17 protein-coding genes are annotated in these 16207 nt (G+C 71.0%); 11 read left to right on the top strand and 6 right to left on the bottom strand.

All coding sequences use genetic code 11. The features are described from left to right. Positions 1-129: 129 nt before the first annotated feature. The 3 genes from WBA97_RS17080 to WBA97_RS17070 are packed head-to-tail and all read right to left on the bottom strand — an operon-like array spanning position 130 to position 2476. Complete coding sequence (locus tag WBA97_RS17080) at positions 130-696, bottom strand: FMN reductase (protein WP_424231818.1); 567 nt, start codon at positions 694-696, stop codon at positions 130-132. Further along, complete coding sequence (locus tag WBA97_RS17075; protein ID WP_424231817.1) at positions 693-1778, bottom strand: LLM class flavin-dependent oxidoreductase; 1086 nt, start codon at positions 1776-1778, stop codon at positions 693-695. Before WBA97_RS17075 ends, WBA97_RS17080 begins: the two co-directional genes overlap by 4 nt. 29 nt (positions 1779-1807) lie before the next feature. Then, a complete protein-coding gene (locus tag WBA97_RS17070; RefSeq protein ID WP_424231816.1) occupies positions 1808-2476 on the bottom strand; it encodes a phosphatase PAP2 family protein in 669 nt (222 codons plus the stop codon). A gap of 161 nt (positions 2477-2637) precedes the next feature. Here WBA97_RS17070 and WBA97_RS17065 point away from each other — a divergent pair, with 161 nt between their 5' ends. Together WBA97_RS17065 and WBA97_RS17060 are read left to right on the top strand one after the other, a co-directional pair. Beyond that, positions 2638-3315 carry an ABC transporter ATP-binding protein gene (locus WBA97_RS17065; protein ID WP_424231815.1) on the top strand — a complete coding sequence of 226 codons (678 nt, stop codon included), beginning with the start codon at positions 2638-2640 and terminating at the stop codon, positions 3313-3315. Continuing rightward, complete coding sequence (locus WBA97_RS17060; RefSeq protein WP_424231814.1) at positions 3312-5531, top strand: FtsX-like permease family protein; 2220 nt, start codon at positions 3312-3314, stop codon at positions 5529-5531. The genes WBA97_RS17065 and WBA97_RS17060 overlap by 4 nt, the downstream gene beginning before the upstream one ends. 190 nt (positions 5532-5721) lie before the next feature. Here the strand turns inward: WBA97_RS17060 and WBA97_RS17055 are convergent, their stop codons facing one another. Continuing rightward, positions 5722-6081 carry a hypothetical protein gene (locus tag WBA97_RS17055; RefSeq protein WP_424231813.1) on the bottom strand — a complete coding sequence of 120 codons (360 nt, stop codon included), beginning with the start codon at positions 6079-6081 and terminating at the stop codon, positions 5722-5724. 391 nt (positions 6082-6472) lie between these two features. On the opposite strand from WBA97_RS17055, the gene WBA97_RS17050 reads away from it, so the two are divergent. The 6 genes from WBA97_RS17050 to WBA97_RS17025 are packed head-to-tail and all read left to right on the top strand — an operon-like array spanning position 6473 to position 10670. After that, positions 6473-6643 carry a hypothetical protein gene (locus tag WBA97_RS17050; protein WP_424231812.1) on the top strand — a complete coding sequence of 57 codons (171 nt, stop codon included), beginning with the start codon at positions 6473-6475 and terminating at the stop codon, positions 6641-6643. Beyond that, positions 6640-7797 (top strand): acyl-CoA dehydrogenase family protein, encoded by a 1158-nt coding sequence (locus WBA97_RS17045; RefSeq protein ID WP_424231811.1) that lies wholly within the window; start codon positions 6640-6642, stop codon positions 7795-7797. Before WBA97_RS17050 ends, WBA97_RS17045 begins: the two co-directional genes overlap by 4 nt. Beyond that, positions 7797-8777, top strand: a complete 981-nt coding sequence (locus WBA97_RS17040) for a methylthioribose-1-phosphate isomerase (protein ID WP_424231810.1) — start codon at positions 7797-7799, stop codon at positions 8775-8777. The genes WBA97_RS17045 and WBA97_RS17040 overlap by 1 nt, the downstream gene beginning before the upstream one ends. After that, a complete protein-coding gene (gene mtnC / locus WBA97_RS17035; protein WP_424231809.1) occupies positions 8774-9475 on the top strand; it encodes an acireductone synthase in 702 nt (233 codons plus the stop codon). The genes WBA97_RS17040 and mtnC overlap by 4 nt, the downstream gene beginning before the upstream one ends. Continuing rightward, positions 9472-10044, top strand: coding sequence for a methylthioribulose 1-phosphate dehydratase (gene mtnB, locus WBA97_RS17030; protein WP_424231808.1), 573 nt, complete (start codon positions 9472-9474; stop codon positions 10042-10044). The genes mtnC and mtnB overlap by 4 nt, the downstream gene beginning before the upstream one ends. A gap of 47 nt (positions 10045-10091) precedes the next feature. Then, complete coding sequence (locus tag WBA97_RS17025) at positions 10092-10670, top strand: 1,2-dihydroxy-3-keto-5-methylthiopentene dioxygenase (RefSeq protein WP_424231807.1); 579 nt, start codon at positions 10092-10094, stop codon at positions 10668-10670. 4 nt (positions 10671-10674) lie between these two features. On the opposite strand, the gene WBA97_RS17020 is transcribed toward WBA97_RS17025, so the two are convergent. Further along, the gene (locus WBA97_RS17020; protein ID WP_424231806.1) at positions 10675-11403 is read right to left on the bottom strand and encodes an ABC transporter permease; all 729 of its coding nucleotides are present in this window, start codon (positions 11401-11403) and stop codon (positions 10675-10677) included. 108 nt (positions 11404-11511) lie between these two features. Here WBA97_RS17020 and WBA97_RS17015 point away from each other — a divergent pair, with 108 nt between their 5' ends. The 3 genes from WBA97_RS17015 to WBA97_RS17005 all read left to right on the top strand — a co-directional run bounded on the left by WBA97_RS17015 (position 11512) and on the right by WBA97_RS17005 (position 15613). Then, the gene (locus WBA97_RS17015; protein ID WP_424231805.1) at positions 11512-13587 is read left to right on the top strand and encodes a DUF6351 family protein; all 2076 of its coding nucleotides are present in this window, start codon (positions 11512-11514) and stop codon (positions 13585-13587) included. 80 nt (positions 13588-13667) lie between these two features. Then, on the top strand, positions 13668-14993 hold the full coding sequence (locus tag WBA97_RS17010) for an NAD(P)/FAD-dependent oxidoreductase (protein ID WP_424231804.1): 1326 nt from the start codon (positions 13668-13670) through the stop codon (positions 14991-14993). 74 nt (positions 14994-15067) lie between these two features. Then, entirely contained in the window at positions 15068-15613 is a 546-nt protein-coding gene (locus tag WBA97_RS17005; protein ID WP_424231803.1) for a TIGR03086 family metal-binding protein, read from the top strand. On the opposite strand, the gene WBA97_RS17000 is transcribed toward WBA97_RS17005, so the two are convergent. After that, a complete protein-coding gene (locus tag WBA97_RS17000) occupies positions 15610-15918 on the bottom strand; it encodes a hypothetical protein (RefSeq protein WP_424231802.1) in 309 nt (102 codons plus the stop codon). The genes WBA97_RS17005 and WBA97_RS17000 overlap by 4 nt on opposite strands. Positions 15919-16207: the final 289 nt, after the last annotated feature.

The raw sequence follows: 16207 nt of genomic DNA, 5'->3' as shown, positions 1-16207 counted from the left end.
ACAGACTGGGTAACCAACGGAGTTTCTGCTATCTGGTGATCTTGGTCGACACCGTTCTAGCAGGAACTCCGTTGCTAGTTTCAGCCGGCTGGACAGCCGCACCCACCCCTTAACTTCACGGCCTTGGGACTAGTTCCCCTTCAGCAGGTCGGCGAACGGTACGAACTCCTCCTTGGCCGGCGCGGGGGTGCGCACCATCAGGTCGGCCAGCTCACCGGCCGCGCGGTCGATCCGCTGCGCGAGGTCCGTGCCGGCCCAGTCCTCCGTCGCCGCGTACACGGCCGTCGGGACGACCAGCGCGTGCAGGTAGGCGAACATCGGCCGCATGGCGTGCTCCAGGGCGAGCGAGTGCCGCGCGGTGCCGCCGGTCGCCGCGATCAGCACCGGCTTGCCGGTCAGTGCCTCGTGGTCGACCAGGTCGAAGAACGACTTGAACAGGCCGCTGTAGGAGGCGGTGAAGATCGGCGTGGCGACGATCAGGCCGTCCGCCTCCTCCACCGCCGCCAGCGCGTCGCCCAGTGCGGGCGCCGGGAAGCCGGTGACCAGGTTGTTGGCGATGCCGACCGCCAGCTCCCGCAGCTCGACCACCCGTGTGGTGACATCCGCGCTGTCGGCGACGGCCGTCGCCAGCCGGTCGGCGAGCAGCCTCGTCGACGACGGCTGGGTCAGGCCCGCCGACACGACGACGAGCTTCATGCTCCCACCTTCTCCCTTGCCGCCGCGACGAGCGACTCGTGCGTCGGCGCGTCCGCGACGCCATCGGCGCGCCGGTCACCGAACTCCTTGCGCAGCACCGGAACGATCTCACCGAGGTGGTCCAACTGCTCCAGCACGGTCTTCAGTGGCAGGCCGGCGTGGTCCAGCAGGAACAGCTGGCGCTGGTAGTCGCCGAAGTGCTCGCGGAACGTCAGCGTCCGGTCGATCACCTGCTGTGGCGACCCGACGGTCAGCGGCGTCTGCTCCGTGAAGTCCTCCAGCGAGGGTCCGTGCCCGTACACCGGCGCGTTGTCGAAGTACGGCCGGAACTCGTTCACCGCGTCCTGCGAGTTCTTCCGCACGAACACCTGCCCGCCGAGGCCGACGTGCGCCTGCTCCGGCGTGCCGTGCCCGTAGTGCGCGAACCGCTCCCGGTACAGGCTGATCAGCCGCTGGAAGTGGTAGGTGGGCCAGAAGATGTGGTTGGCGAAGAACCCGTCGCCGTAGTAGGCGGCCTGCTCCGCGATCTCCGGGCTGCGGATGGACCCGTGCCACACGAACGGGGGCACCCCGTCGAGCGGCCGAGGGGTGGACGTGAAGCCCTGCAGCGGTGTGCGGAACCGGCCTTCCCAGTCGACGACGTCCTTGCGCCACAGCTCGTGCAGCAGCGCGTAGTTCTCGATGGCGAGCGGGATGCCCTGGCGGATGTCCTGCCCGAACCACGGGTACACGGGGCCGGTGTTGCCCCGGCCCATCATCAGGTCCACGCGCCCGTCCGCGAGGTGCTGCAGCATCGCGTAGTCCTCGGCGATCTTCACCGGGTCGTTCGTGGTGATCAGCGTGGTCGCGGTGGACAGGATCAGCCTCTCGGTCCTGGCCGCGATGTAGCCGAGCATGGTGGTCGGCGAGGACGGCACGAACGGCGGGTTGTGGTGCTCGCCGGTCGCGAACACGTCGAGCCCGACCTCCTCGGCCTTGAGCGCGATCGTGACCATGGCCTTGATCCGCTCGTGTTCACTCGGCGTCACGCCGGTGGTCGGGTCCATGGTGACGTCCCCGACCGAGAAGATCCCGAACTGCATCACGCTCATCCTCCCAAGTAGTTGCGAATTCAACTACTGTCTCGAACAGTACCCGACGTCCGGGTATTCCCTCGGGTCAGGTGCGCGATCGCGAAGCAGATCGTGAGCCACAGGACACCGATCAGCCAGCCCGCGAGCACGTCGGACGGCCAGTGCACGCCCAGGTAGACGCGGCTGAACCCGACCACGGCCACGAGGAACACGCCGAGCACGATGATCAGCGTCCTTCGCACGCGGCCGGGCCGCGCACGCACGGCCAGCACGGTGAGCAGCCCGAGCACCGCCATCGAGTTGAGGCTGTGCCCCGACGGGTAGGACCAGCTGTCGACGAACACCACATGGTCGGACAGGGCGGGCCTCGGCCGCTCGACGATCGCCTTGAGCACCGGGCCGAGCGCGAACGCACCCGCCGACCCGCCGATGACCAGCAGCGCGGCGTCCTTCCTGCCCCGCAACGCGAGCCACGCGGCGGCGGCCAGCGCGATGACGATCAGTGACGGCACGCTCCCGAACCGGCTCGCGGCGACCATGACCTCGGTCAGGAACCAGTTCCGGTGGTCGATCACCCAGTCCCGGAACGGACCGTCCAGGGTCGCGAGCGCGCCGTGGTGCACGACGGCCTGCGTCAGCACGATCGCGGCCAGGCCCAGCACGATCACGGCCACCGCCGCGCCTGCCGCCTGCCTTGATCGAGTCACGTCACCAAAGTAGGTGGCGAGGCACCACTTGGCCGATCGGCCACCCGAGGGTCGGCCGATCGGCCGGTGCCCCCCACCGGGTCATGGCCATCTGCCCGACGTGCTGGGCAGCAGTTCTCCGCGAGGGTTCTCCCGGCACGCACCACGGAGAAGGGGCAGACATGACATCGCTGTTGTCCGGTCGGGGGCTGGTGAAGCGGTACGGCGCCGCGTACGCGCTCGCCGGGGTGGACATCGACATCGCAGCGGGGGAGGCCATCGCGATCGTGGGGCCGTCGGGGTCGGGCAAGACCTCGCTGCTGCACGTGATGGCCGGCATCCTCAAGTCGGACGAGGGCGAGATCGTCCTTGGCGGGCAGCGGATCGACCAGCTGTCGGAGACCAAGCGCAGCGAGCTGCGGCGCACCGAGTTCGGGTTCGTCTTCCAGTCCGGGATGCTGGTCGCCGAGCTGACCGCCGAGGAGAACGTGGCACTGCCGCTGCTGCTCGGCGGCCGGGACCGCGCCATGGCGATCGACAACGCACGCACGTGGCTGGGCAGGCTCGGGCTGGCGGGCAAGGAGACCCGCCGCCCTGGTGAGCTGTCCGGTGGCGAGGCGCAGCGGGTCGCGATCGCGCGGGCCATCGCCCACCGGCCGAAGGTGATCTTCGCGGACGAGCCGACCGGCGCGCTCGACACCAGGACCGGGCACGCGACGATCGGCGCGCTGATCGACACCGCACGGGAGACCGGCGCCGCGGTGATCGTCGTGACCCACGACAGGGAGATCGCCGCGATGATGCCGCGCACGGTCGCCATCCGCGACGGGCGTATCGAGCAGCCGGTGGCCGCCCGATGAATCCGGTGCAGCTGGCTCTGCGGGTGCTGCGGGTCGACCGGCGCACCCAGGTGTCCACCGTGCTGACCGCACTGGGGGTCGCGGTGGCCACCGGGCTTGTGCTGCTCCTGACGAGCCTCCCGTACGCGACACAGGCACGGGCGGAACGGACGCTGTGGCAGGCCCCGACGAGCTTCAGCGAGTCCGGTGGGCGGCTCAGCTACGCCTCGAGCGAGGACCAGTTCGACGGGCAGGTCATCACGCGGGTGGATGTCGCGCCGCTCGTCGACCCGGCCGAGATCCCGCTGCCGAGGGGTATCGACGCGTTGCCTGCGCCCGGCGAGATGCTGCGGTCGCCGGAGCTGGCGTACCTGGCCGCGGCCAATCCCGCCGAGGAACTGGCGGACCGGTTCGGCGCGAAACCCGCCGGGCTGCTCGGCGAGGACGCGCTGATGTACCCAGAGCAGCTGGTGCTGCTCGTGGGGCACACGCCGGAGACCATGCCGGCGGACGCGTACGAGCTGGCCGCGCTGGCGTCGGGCAGGGCGGCGCCGGACGGGTTGCTGTCGCTGCTCGCCGGGGTCGGGGTCGTCGTGCTGCTGGTACCGAGCCTGGTGCTCGTGGCGTCCGCGTCCCGGCTGACGGCCGCGCGGCGGGAACGTCGCCTGGCGGCACTGCGGCTCGCGGGTGCGACCCCCGCGCAGGTCACCGCCATGGTCGCGGCCGAGACCGGGCTCGCGGCGGCGGCGGGTGCGGTGCTGGGTGTGGCGATCAGTCCGGTGCTGCACTCGCTGGCGACGTGGGTGCCGTGGGGCGGCGGCACGTGGCTCGCGAGCGACTTCATGCTGCCGTGGCCGGTGGTGGTGCTGGTGGCGCTCGCCGTGCCGGTGCTGGTGGTGGCCGCGGCGGTGGCCGGCCTGCGGCGCGTTGTCAACACGCCGCTGATGGCGACCGGCGGCCACACCCGCAAGCCGCTCAGCAAGGGACGTCTGCTGATCGTGCCCGTGGCGGTCGTGCTGTTCTTCCTGTCGTTGGCGATGGCGCGGGAGTCCTCCGCCGCCCTGCTGCCGTTGCTGGCGTCGCTCGGGTTCCTCATGTGGTCGCCGACCGTGGTGGGACCGTGGGTGACCTCGGCGCTCGGTGGGGTGTTCACGAAGGTGTGGCGCAAGCCGTCGGCGCTGCTGGCCGGGCGGCGGCTGCGGGACGACCCGAAGGCGGCCTACCGGGCGTCGGCCGGTGTGGTGCTGGCGGTGTTCGCCGGCTCGATGGCGTTGACGCTGATGCCGAGCCTCGAGTCCGAGTCGGGGTACTACAGCGCCTACCGGGACTCCGTCCTGTACCTGAGCACTGACACCGAGCGCGCGCCGTCCATCGTCGGGAAGGCGGACGAGGAGCTCGAGCGGTACGGGATCGCGGCGCGGGCCGCGCAGGTGGGGCAGCTCCAGCTGTGGCAGGGCGAGACCTACCTGGAGGGGTACGTGGTGTCCTGTGAGGACGCTCGGGTGCTGCTGCCGGTGTCGGTCGAATGCGGGGCCGGACCCTCGGTGTACGCACCGTCGGGCACCGCGCTCGACATCCTGTCGTGGTCCACGGAGTCGACGCCCGACGGGTCCGCGTCGCAGCGGCGGGAACCGCTCGGCGTCACGCCGGTCGCGGCGTCGTCGTTGTCGGACGTCGCGCTGATCGACCCGTCGCTGCTGCCCGCCGGCACCGAGCTGACGAACGTGGACGTCGCGGTGTACGCCGACGGCGCGTCGCGGGAGACGGCGCGGACCGCGCTGCTCGCCGCATCGGGCGGTGAACAGGTGATCAGCAAGGAGATGAAGCTCGGCGCTCAGAACACCGAGCTCGCGGACCTGCGCAGGGTGACGGTGATCGGCCTGGTGACGGCGTCCGTGCTCGGCGGGCTCTCCGCGGCGATCGCGACGGCGGGTTCGGTGATGGACCGGCGCCGCACGTTCGGCGCGCTGATGGCGGCGGGCACCCCGGTGCACACGCTCGCGCGGGCATTGCGTGCGGAGGCGGCGCTGCCCGCACTGGTCGCGACGATCGGGGCGGGCGCGCTCGGCACGGCCGTCGGGGTGGGGTTGTTCGGGCTGGTGTCGGAGAGCGTGCCGGTGTTCAGCCCGTGGCTCGCGGCGCCGATCGTGCTCGGGGCACTGGTCGCGCTGCTGGCGGCATCGGTGTGCTCACCCGCACTGAAACGAGTACGCGCGGAACCACTGGCCGACGAGTAAAACCAGGGGAGAGTGATTCCGGTTCGCGCGCCAAGCGCGGACCGGAATCACCCGCATGGTGTGGCCGGTGGTGTTTTGGATCTTTGATGGAAAGCCTCAGCCCGATCAGCAGTTACCTCAGGGGAACGTGATGGCACTCAGCCACCAACCATCCGCGATCCGCAGGCGTCGCTGGGCCGGAACCAACACTTTAAAATCCGGGGAGGCGGCCTAGTCCGATTTGCAGGCTTGCCAGGATGGCGTGTGCTTCGAGCACCTCACCCGCCAGCAGCAGGTCGGCGGCCAGGCGGACAGCGTCACACTGGGGCCGGATCCGGCAGCTGTCGCCCATGGCCGCTGTGCGGGCCAGGGCGGTGCGCAGGTCGTCGGCGAGGCCGATGGTGCCGATGGTCTCGCCCGGCTCCGCGAGCAGGGCGAGCACCATGTCAACCCTCACGAACAGATCATGGCCCGCCCGTGGCCGGATGTCCGGGGTGGCGGTTTCCGTCCGTTGACCCGGGATCATTGTCGTGGCGGTCATCGGTACGGCCTTGGCGGCCTTGGTGGCCATGCGGTCCTCCTCGTCGTTGAGGTCTGCCACCGACTTCCTCGGCAGGATGGGGCAAAACCTGAAGACATTCCAATGGGTGAACGCCCTCGCGACGCTCTCCTCGGTCGGGCGTGACCGGTGCCGTGGCGTTTCCCGTGGTCAGCGTCCCAATCCATGGACACGGTGGTCGGCTGGTGGGCACGATGCATACGGTTTGCTCCGGTCGGGTGACGCGCGGAAGGGACGTGCGCATGAGGGCGCGACTGTGGATCTTGCTACTGGTCGCCGGAGGGCCGGCAACCGGGTGCGACGCGGCGGCCACTTCGCCAGGCGCCACTGGCGGTGACGGGCCGTCGCTCGTGCTGGTGACACCCAATCCGGTCGGCGAAAAAGCGAGTACCTCGCCGCGCGCGTGTTCGCCGCGCTGAAGGGCCTGCGTGCGGGTGGGGTGCTCGTCGTCGACGGGAACGCTACCGTCGACAACACCGACCCGACTTCGTACGACCCGCACCGGCAGGTCGTCCAAGAAGGGGTGGCCCTTGGCAGCGCGGTCGCACTCGACGCATTGGTGGCACTGGCATGACGTGGCGTGAAGCGGTGGACAAGCTCGTCGACACCCTGCGTGCGGACGCGGCCGGACGCGACCTCGCCGGCGCGGACCCGACCCGGGAAGTGGGCCTGCTCAGGGAATCCGGCCTGCTCACGCTGTTGATTCCCGCCGACCTCGGTGGTGTGGGGGAGAGCTGGCTGACCGCGAACGCCGTCACTCGCACGGTGTCGGCCGCCGACCCGAACGTGGGGCACCTGCTCGGCTACCACTACCTGCAGTTGTGGCGCGGTGAGCTGTTCGACCAGCCGGACCTGGTGGCCCGGCTGCGGCGGGAAACCGTGACCGGCAACCACTTCTGGGCCGGGGTCAGCAACCCGCTCGACGCCGCGCTCGAACTGACGCCCGTCGACGGCGGGTTTCGTGTCAACGGCCGCAAGACGTTCGCGACCGGCGCCGCCGTCGCCGACCGGCTCGTGGTCAGCGCGACCCGCACGGACAACGACGAGAAGCTCACGTTCGTGCTCGACGCGCACGCGGGCGGCATCAGCTACCTTGGCGACTGGGACAACATCGGGCAGCGGCTCACCGCGAGCGGCGGCGTCGTGTTCACCGACGTGTTCCTGCCCGCCGACGACGTGCTCGGGCGCCAGCCCGCGGACCAGTCACCGCGCCTGTCGCTCGCGGCGATCGGGTTCCAGCTGTTCCTCACCCAGATCTACCTCGGCATCGCGGAGGGTGCGCTGATCGAGGCCGCCGACTACACCCGGCACCGCAGCAGGCCGTGGTTCCTGTCCGGAGTGGACAGCGCGGTGGAGGACCCGCACATCGTGGCGGGCTACGGCGAGCTCGTGTCCCAGGTGCGGGCCGCCGGTGCGCTGACCGACGACGCGGCCCGCGCGCTCGGTGCGGCCTTCGACCGCGGCGCCGACCTGACCGAGGGGGAACGCGGCGAGGCGGCCGTGACCATCTCCGCCGCCAAGGTCGTCGCGACCATGGCGGTCAACGAGACCACGTCGAAGGTGTTCGAGTTCGTCGGCGCCAGGGGGACGGCCAGGAAGTACGCGTTCGACCGCTTCTGGCGCAACGCGCGCACGCTCACCCTGCACGATCCCGTGGTGTACAAGGCACGCGAGGTCGGCACGCACTTCCTCACCGGCGACCTCCCGCCGTTCACGGGGTACACGTGATGACGCCGATCCTCGCCGACAGCGTCCGCCTCACCGACGACGGCGTCGAGATCCTCGACCGCCGCGTGTTCCCGGAGCGGCGCGTGTGGGTGCACTGCGCGTCGGTCGAGGAGGTGGCGAAGGCCATCGAGGACATGGTCACCCAGTCGTCCGGTCCGTACTTCGCCGCGCTGTGGGGGATGGTCCTCGCCGCCCGCGAGGCCGCCGGTCTCGACGCGCCCGCCGCCCGTGCGCGCCTCGACGCGGCCGGGGCGCGGCTCGCCGCCACCCGCCGCACCAACAACCACCTGCGCAAGGCGGTCACCGCCACGTTGTCCCAGGTGGACGGGCAGACAGGTGGGGAACTGGTCGCCGCTGTGCTCGCGGGGGCCCGCGCCGGTGACGAGCGCTACCGGTCTCGCAGCGCCGCACTCGGTCGCCATACAGCTGACCTGTTGCCGGACAACGCGACCGTACTCACGCACTGCTGGGCCGACCTGTACCTGGTCGAGCTGGTGCTGGCCGCGGCGGACAAGAACCTGGCGTTCGTCTGCACCGAGACCCGGCCGTACCTCCAGGGCGCCAGGCTGACCGCGGAGACGCTCGCCGAGATGGGCGTCGACACCACCGTGATCACCGACGGCATGGGTGCCGCGGTGCTGTCGAGCGGCGAGGTGGCCGCGCTCGTCACGGCGGCCGACCGGGTCACCATGGACGGCCACGTCGTCAACAAGATCGGCACCCTCGGGCTCGCGGTCGCGGCGTCCGCGTTCGGCGTGCCGTTCCACGCGATGGTGCAGGCGCCGGACCGGCTCGCGCCGACCGCCGCAGAGGTCCCCATCGAGTACCGCGACGGCACGGAGGTCGTGAACCGGCCCGGGATCCGCGGCCACTACCCGGCCTTCGACATCACCCCACCGCGGTTCGTCACGACCGTGGTCACCGACCGAGGCCCGTTCTCCCCACACCAGCTCGCCGACTACTACCGGGAGGCTCCGTGAACGCCGACTGGGTCGTGCTCGACATCGAGGGCACACTCACCGCGACCAGCCAGGTCCACGTCGTGCTGTACGACTACGCGCGGCCGAGGCTCGGCCCGTGGATCGACGCGCACGGCGACGACCCGGTGGTCGCGGATGCCGTGGCGCAGATCAGGAAGCTCGGCGAGCTGCCACCCGCCGCGACCACCGAGGACCTCGTCGCGGTCCTGCACGGCTGGATGAACGCGGACCAGAAGATCGCGCCGCTCAAGACGTTGCAGGGCCTGATCTGGCAGCATGGCTACGCCGACGGCGACCTGATCACCGAGTTCTTCCCCGACGTGGCACCGAAACTGCGGTGGTGGCACGGGTCCGGGCTGCGGCTCGCGGTGTTCTCGTCCGGCTCGGTCGCAGGCCAGGTCGCGTCGTTCTCCCGCACCACCGACGGCGACATCACCGGGTTGTTCAGCGGGCACTTCGACACGGTCAACGCTGGGCCGAAGCGGGAAGAGCCGTCGTACCAGGCGATCGCGGCCGCATTGGGTGGTGACCCCGCGCGGATCGTGTTCTTCTCCGACGTGCCCGCCGAGCTGGACGCCGCCCGTGCCGCCGGGTGGCAGACCGTGGGCGTCGCCCGCGACGGCGAACCGTTCGGTGACGCCGACTTCGGCCCCCACCCCACGATCGGATCGTTCGACGAGGTCGAGGTGTCGCGGTGAATGCCGGGCAGCAGCTGGCCGACGAGGCCGCCCGCTACGCGTCGATGGGCTGGATGCGGGGCACGTCCGGCAACCTGTCCGTGGTGCTGGGCCGCGACCCGCTGCGGCTCGCGGTCACGGCGAGCGGCCTCGACAAGGGTGAGCTGACGGCGTCCGACCACGTGACGGTCGACGCGCTGGGGCTGCCGGTCGGCGACGGTGTGCCGTCGGCGGAGGCGGGCCTGCACGCACGGATCGCGGCGGTGTCGGGTGCGGGCGCGGTCGTGCACGTCCACGCGCTCGCACCGGTGCTCGCGGCGCAACGCTGGCCGGGCGGCGTGCCGCTGCGGGACCTGGAGATGCTGAAGGGCTTCGGCCGCCGGGCACACGACGACCTGGTCACCATCCCGGTCATCCCCAACGGTCAGGACATGCGGGTGCTGGGCGACGCGTTCGAGCGCGGGTACCGCGCCGACACCCCCGCACTGATCGTTGCCCGCCACGGTGTCTACGTGTGGGGTGACGACCTGCGTCAGGCACGGCACCGGCTGGAGTGCCTGGAATGGCTGCTGCGGTTCGTGGTCGGCTGAGCGGGACGTGTTCGGCATAGTCTGGTGAAGCGAGAAGGAGAACCTTCATGACACTGCTGACGATCTGGCCCGACGACGACCCGGCGACCGTCCTGACCAGGACCGAGGATGGCGAGACGATCGCGGACGAACTGAAGCAGCTTGGCGTGCGCTTCGAACGCTGGCCGGTGGTCGAGAACCTGCCAGCGGCCCCCACGTCGGAGGAGGTGCTGGCCGCCTACGAGCCATACGTGGCGAGAGTCGTGGAGAACGAGGGCTACCTCCTGGTCGACGCCCTGCACATGACCCCGGAGGACACGGAGGAATGGCGCACGAAGGCAGCGGAGGCCCGCCAGAAGTTCCTGAACGAGCACACCCATGACGACGACGAGGACCGCTTCTTCGCCCGCGGCGCCGGTGTGTTCTACCTGCACGCCAACGACAAGGTCCATGCGGTCCTGTGCGAAGCGGGAGACCTGCTGAGCGTCCCGGCGAACACCACCCACTGGTTCGACATGGGCACCCGCCCCGACTACGTGGCGATCCGCTTCTTCCACGACGAGGACGGCTGGGTAGGCAACTTCACCGGCGCCCGCCCGGCGGACATCTTCCCCGATTTCGACACGCTCTCCGCTGGTCGAGGCTGAGTCTTCAGCTGAGCTTCTCCGCCGCCACCAGTTCCACCGTCACCAGTACCGCGATCCCCTCGATCGCCAGCAGCGCGATCAGCACGAGCAGTTGCGTCGCACCCGCCTGGACCGGGGTGCCGCCGCCAAGCAGGATGCCGACGAACGTGCCCGGCAGGGTCACCAGCCCGACCGTGCGGGTCTGGTCCAGCGCGGGCACCAGCGCCTGCCCCGCCGTGGGCCGGACGATCAGGCGCGCCGCGTCCGGGTTGGTCAGCCCCAGTGCGAGTGCGGCCTCGTATTCGCCGCGCCGGGTGGTGAGTTCGTCGAGTGCGCGTCTGCCCGCCAGCGACGTCGCGGTCATGGCGCCGCCGATGAGGATGCCCGCGATCGGGATGATCGCCACCGGCTCGGCAGGCACCAGGTGTGTTGCCAGCAGCAACCCGAGGATCGGCGCCACGCCGCTCGCGATGGCGGCCGCCGCCCACCGGCCGCCGCGGGCCTTCGTGATGCGGCGCGCCGATGTCAGCGCCGCGATGCCGAACATCAGCAGCACGAACGCCGCCGTGAGCCAGCCGCTGTGCAGCACCAGCACGATGACCAGGCTGACGGCCGCCAGCTGCCCGACGGCACGGCACGCGGCCAGCGCCACCGGCCACCACGGCCCCAGTCTGCCGACACCCACAGCGACGGCCGCGACGACCGTCAGGAGAACCAGGACCCCGGCCAGGGACCATCCGATTGCGACGTTCACGCCGTCAAGGTCGCACATGACCGCCGTGGAAGGGGATTCACCGTGCGTGCGTGGTGACCCGTCGCTGTCGTACTACCGGAGCGGTTGATCGCCGAATAGGATCGGCGGGTGACCCGGATCCCAGCTCGCGTCGCCACCATCCTGTGCACCGCCGCGCTGGCGGTGACAGGACTGACGGCCGCCACCGCCGAAGGCCGTCCCGACCTCACGCTGACCGTGGAGTCGAACACCAAACCGGAGTTCGTCAGCGGCGGCGACGTGCTGCTCCGCGTCGAGCACGGCGACCGGGTCCACGTCCGCGCCAACGGCCGCGACGTCACCGGCTCGTTCACCCCGCAGCCCGACGGCTCACTGCTCGGCGTGGTCAGCGGCCTGCGCGAGGGCCGCAACACGATCACCGCCACCGCGAGCCGTGGCGGGCACGCGAGCCTGCGCGTGGTGAACCACCCCCGGTCGGGACCGGTGTTCTCCGGCCAGCAGCAGCGGCCGTTCTTCTGCCAGACCGAGGTGTTCGGGCTGGCGCCCGCGCAGCAGCCGCTGTGTGAGGCGCCGACCGTGGTCACCTACGCGTACCGGACGACCGGCGGCCGGTTCGCACCACTGGCCAACCCCGCGGACCGGCCTGCCGACCTCGCGACCGCGACGGTCGAAGGCCGCGCGGTGCCCTACGTCGTGCGGGTCGAGACCGGCGTGATCGACCGCGCGGTGTACCAGCTCGCCGCGCTCCACGACGGCACCGACCCGTCGCCGGTCAAGCCGGAGACCGGTTGGAACGGCAGGCTCGTCTACAACTTCGGCGGCGGCTGCAACAGCGGCTACCGGCAGGGCGGCGGCACCGCGGGCGTGGTGGACAACCTGTTCCTGTCACAGGGTTACGCGGTCGCGTCGTCGTCGCTGAACGTGCTGGACAACAACTGCAGCCCGATCATCTCCGCCGAGGCCGCGATGATGGTCAAGGAGCACTTCCTCGAGACGTACGGTCCGGCGCGCCACACCATCGGCTGGGGCGGCTCCGGTGGCGCCATCCAGCAGTACGACATCGCCGATGCCTACCCCGGCATCCTCGACGGCATCATCCCCGGCGTCTCGTTCCCTGACCCGCTCACCACCATGGGCCCGGTCACCGACTGCGGCCTGCTCAACGCGTTCTTCGCCAAGGGCGGGTTCACGCCGGAGCAGCAGCGGGTGGTGTCCGGCTACAACTCCTACAACACCTGCCTTTCGTGGCAGGCCACGTTCCTGAGCCGGGCCACCGCGACCGGCAGCTGCGACCCGATCATCCCCGTCGAGATCCGGTGGGACGAGGCGACCAACCCCGACGGGCTGCGCTGCGGCGCGGCGGAGCAGTGGGTCAACCAGCTTGGCCGCGATCCGCGCAACGGTTTCGTCCGCGCGGTGCTCGACAACGCCGGCGTGCAGTACGGCCTGGCGGCACTGGAGGACGGCACGATCACCGCGGCGCAGTTCGCGGCGCTGAACTCCGGCGTCGGCGGCTACGACTACGCGGGCCGCCCGATCGCGACCCGCACGACCGCCGACCCCCGCGGCCTGTCCGCCGCGTACGCCGCCGACCTGGTCAACAGCGCCGGCCTCGGCCTGCGGTACACGCCGATCATCGACCAGCGCACCTACCTGGACCTGGTCACGCCGGGGGCGGACATCCACACGGCCGAGATGTCCTACATCATGCGGGACCGCCTGAGCCGGGCGAACGGCACGCACGCGAACCAGGTGATCATCGAGTCGGCACCGGACCCGGCCCAGACCGCCGCGGCGGCGCGGTACCAGCTCGACGCCATGGACCGCTGGCTGACCGCCATCGGCGACGACGGCTCCCGCCGCGACAAGGCCAGAAAGGTGATCGCGAACAAGCCGGCCGACCTCGCCGACGGGTGCTACGTGTCGGCGACCGAACGCATCACCGAGCCGCTGACCTACCCGTCTGGCGGCCGGTGCGGGCAGCTGTACCCGATCGCCGCGAACCCCCGCCTGGTCGCCGGGGCGAACCTGTCGATGACGACGGCCAAGTGCCGCCTGCAGCGCCTTGACTTCGACGACTACCCGGTCACGTTCACCGACGAGGAGAAGGCGTTGCTGCGCAAGGCCTTCCCGACCGGCGTCTGCGACTACTCCCGCAAGGGCGTCAGCGAACGCGACCCACGCGGCCCCTGGCAGACCTACTAGCCCAGCCCACCCCCGCAGGGTGCGGTGTCTCAGGGGTGCGTCGAGTTTCGCGGGCGGGAGATCCGGAGAACGATGAGGGGATGGCACCCAAGCGCGTCGTGATCGTCGGAGGAGGGTTCGCCGGGTTCGAGACGGCTCGCTCCCTGCTCAGGGCGAGAACCCCGGAGGACGACATCGAGATCGTCCTGGTCAACCCGACCGACTACTTCCTCTACCTGCCGCTCCTCCCCGAGGTCGCCGCCGCCGTCATCGACCCCCGGCGCGTGACCGTGTCGCTCCCGGCCGCGCTGCCCGGTGTCCGGCTGGCGCTCGGCTCCGTCCACACGATCGACCTCGACGGCCGCGCCGTCACGTTCACCGACCCGGAGGGCCGCGACCACGAACTCGGCTACGACAGGCTCGTCCTCGCCGCGGGCAGCGTCAACAAGCTCCTGCCCATCCCGGGCATCGCCGAGCACGCGCACGGTTTCCGCGGGGTGCCGGAGGCGCTCTACCTGCGGGACCACATCATCCGCCAGATCGAACTGGCCGCCTCGACCGACGACCTCGCCGAGCGCGAGGCCCGCTGCACGTTCGTGGTCGTCGGCGCCGGTTACACCGGGACCGAGGTCGCCGCGCAGGGGCCGCTGTTCACCACCGCCATCGCCGCGCTGCACCCCGTGCTGCGCGACCAGAAGATCCGCTGGCTGCTGCTCGACATCGCGCCGAGGGTGCTGCCCGAGCTGAACCCGAGGCTGTCGAAGACCGCCGACAAGGTGCTCCGTGCCCGCGGTGTCGAGGTCCGCATGGGCGACACGGTCGAGGAGGCCACCGCCGACGGCGTGAAGTTGAAGAGTGGTGACGTCGTACCCACGCGGTCGCTGGTGTGGTGCGTCGGTGTGCGGCCGGACCCGGTGGTCGAGTCGGTTGGCTTGCCGACGCAGAAGGGCAGGCTCATCGTCGAGTCGACCTTGGTCGTGCCGGGCCACCCCGAGGTCTTCGCGTGCGGTGACGTCGCCGCCGTCCCCGACCTGACCCGGCCCGGCGAGTGCACCGCGATGACCGCGCAGCACGCGTCCCGGCAGGGCAAGCTCGCGGGCCGCAACGTCCTCGCGTCGCTCACCGGCCGGAAGCTGGGCCGCTACAAGCACCACGACCTGGGCTTCGTCGTCGACCTCGGCGGCAAGCAGGCGGCGGCCAACCCGCTGAAGATCCCGCTCGGCGGCTTCCCGGCGAAGGTCGTCACCCGCGGCTACCACCTGGTCGCCATGCCCGGCAACCGCGTCCGCACGGCCGTCGACTGGCTGCTGGACACGGTGATCGGGCGGCAGTCGGTGCAACTGGGCCTGGTCCGTGCGCCGCAGGTGCCGCTGGACACCGACACCCCGGAGGTGCCGCACCTCCCGGATCGCCCCGTGCGGCAGTAGAGAAACCGCGACCGGCTCCGACGTAGCAGCGGACCGGCGCCCGGCAGGGGCGCCGCCGACTACGAGGAGCGGTCATGATCGAGCTGGTGGCACGGGCGCTGGACCAGGCGGGCACGGTCGTCGCGAAGGTGGCGCCGGAGCAGGCCGGCCTGCCGACGCCGTGCGCGGAGTGGGACGTGCGGAGACTGGTGCGCCACCTCGTCGACGAGGTGGCGCGGTTCGCGGAGTCGACCGCGACCGGGCAGCGCGGCACCAGCGAAGGCGACGTGCTCGGCGACGACTGGGCCGCGGCGTTCCAGCACGCCGCCGCCGCGCTGCTCGCCGCGTGGCGTGCGCCCGGTGCGCTCGACCGGACCACCCGCCTGCCCGGTGGCGAGGTGCCCGCGAGCTGGACACTCGGGCAGCACGTGACCGAGATCGCCGTGCACACCTGGGACATCGCGACCGCGACCGGACAGCCGACCGACCTCGACCCGGCCGTCGGCGCCGCGGCGCTCGAGTGGGCACACGCCAACCTCGTGCCCGAGATCCGGGGTGAGCACGTCGGTCCCGAGGTGGCGATCGCAGCGGACGCGCCACTGTACGACCGGCTCGCCGCCTTCGGCGGCCGGGTGGCCTAGTCCGTCTCCCCGGACATCAAAGTTGTTGGTATCGGCGTGCCGCGCAACGCCGAACCCCATAAGTGCGCTCGCATCACGTGGTCCCCCTGGACCAGCTCCCCGCCGACACGGTGCCCTACAGTCGCGCCGCGATCGAACAGTTCCAGCGCGGCGAGCCATTCGGCCTCGAAGGCTGGCCGCACCTCGCCGTCGCTGTCCCAGCGGAGAGGTAACGCGGGAGGAAGCGGCCGTGATCTCATCCGGTCGACGAGTGCGCGGATCGCCACGTCGAGCGAACCGGGCGGCAGCACGTCGTGCGCCGACACCCACTCGGCGTCATGCGCGCGTCAGGGCCACGACCGGGATCTCTCGGTTCGCCCTCTTCTCGTGGTCGAGGAAGAACGGGTTGGCCGCCGTGATCTCCGCCCACAACCGGGTGCGCTCGTCGCCGGTCAGGACCCGTGGCTGTCGCCGGGGTCCTCGCGGGTCCTGAACCGTGGACTCGCGGGTTCTGAACGGTGGACTCGCGGGTTCTGAACGGTGGACTCGCGGGTTCTGAACGGTGGACTCGCGGGTTCTGAACGGTGGACTCGCGGGTTCTGAACGGTGGACTCG

This window comes from Actinophytocola sp., from assembly GCF_049647105.1.
Taxonomy (GTDB): Bacteria; Actinomycetota; Actinomycetes; order Mycobacteriales; family Pseudonocardiaceae; genus Actinophytocola.
This window is presented reverse-complemented; position numbering and strand designations above follow the sequence as displayed.

Coding starts and splice junctions, on each gene's coding strand:
- WBA97_RS17080 (WP_424231818.1), bottom strand. CDS start 696: ATGAAGCTCGTCGTCGTGTCGGCGGGCCTGACCCAGCCGTCGTCGACG.
- WBA97_RS17010 (WP_424231804.1), top strand. CDS start 13,668: ATGGCACCCAAGCGCGTCGTGATCGTCGGAGGAGGGTTCGCCGGGTTC.
- WBA97_RS17055 (WP_424231813.1), bottom strand. CDS start 6,081: ATGGCCACCAAGGCCGCCAAGGCCGTACCGATGACCGCCACGACAATG.
- WBA97_RS17025 (WP_424231807.1), top strand. CDS start 10,092: ATGACACTGCTGACGATCTGGCCCGACGACGACCCGGCGACCGTCCTG.
- WBA97_RS17045 (WP_424231811.1), top strand. CDS start 6,640: ATGACGTGGCGTGAAGCGGTGGACAAGCTCGTCGACACCCTGCGTGCG.
- WBA97_RS17040 (WP_424231810.1), top strand. CDS start 7,797: ATGACGCCGATCCTCGCCGACAGCGTCCGCCTCACCGACGACGGCGTC.
- WBA97_RS17060 (WP_424231814.1), top strand. CDS start 3,312: ATGAATCCGGTGCAGCTGGCTCTGCGGGTGCTGCGGGTCGACCGGCGC.
- WBA97_RS17075 (WP_424231817.1), bottom strand. CDS start 1,778: ATGCAGTTCGGGATCTTCTCGGTCGGGGACGTCACCATGGACCCGACC.
- WBA97_RS17065 (WP_424231815.1), top strand. CDS start 2,638: ATGACATCGCTGTTGTCCGGTCGGGGGCTGGTGAAGCGGTACGGCGCC.
- WBA97_RS17005 (WP_424231803.1), top strand. CDS start 15,068: ATGATCGAGCTGGTGGCACGGGCGCTGGACCAGGCGGGCACGGTCGTC.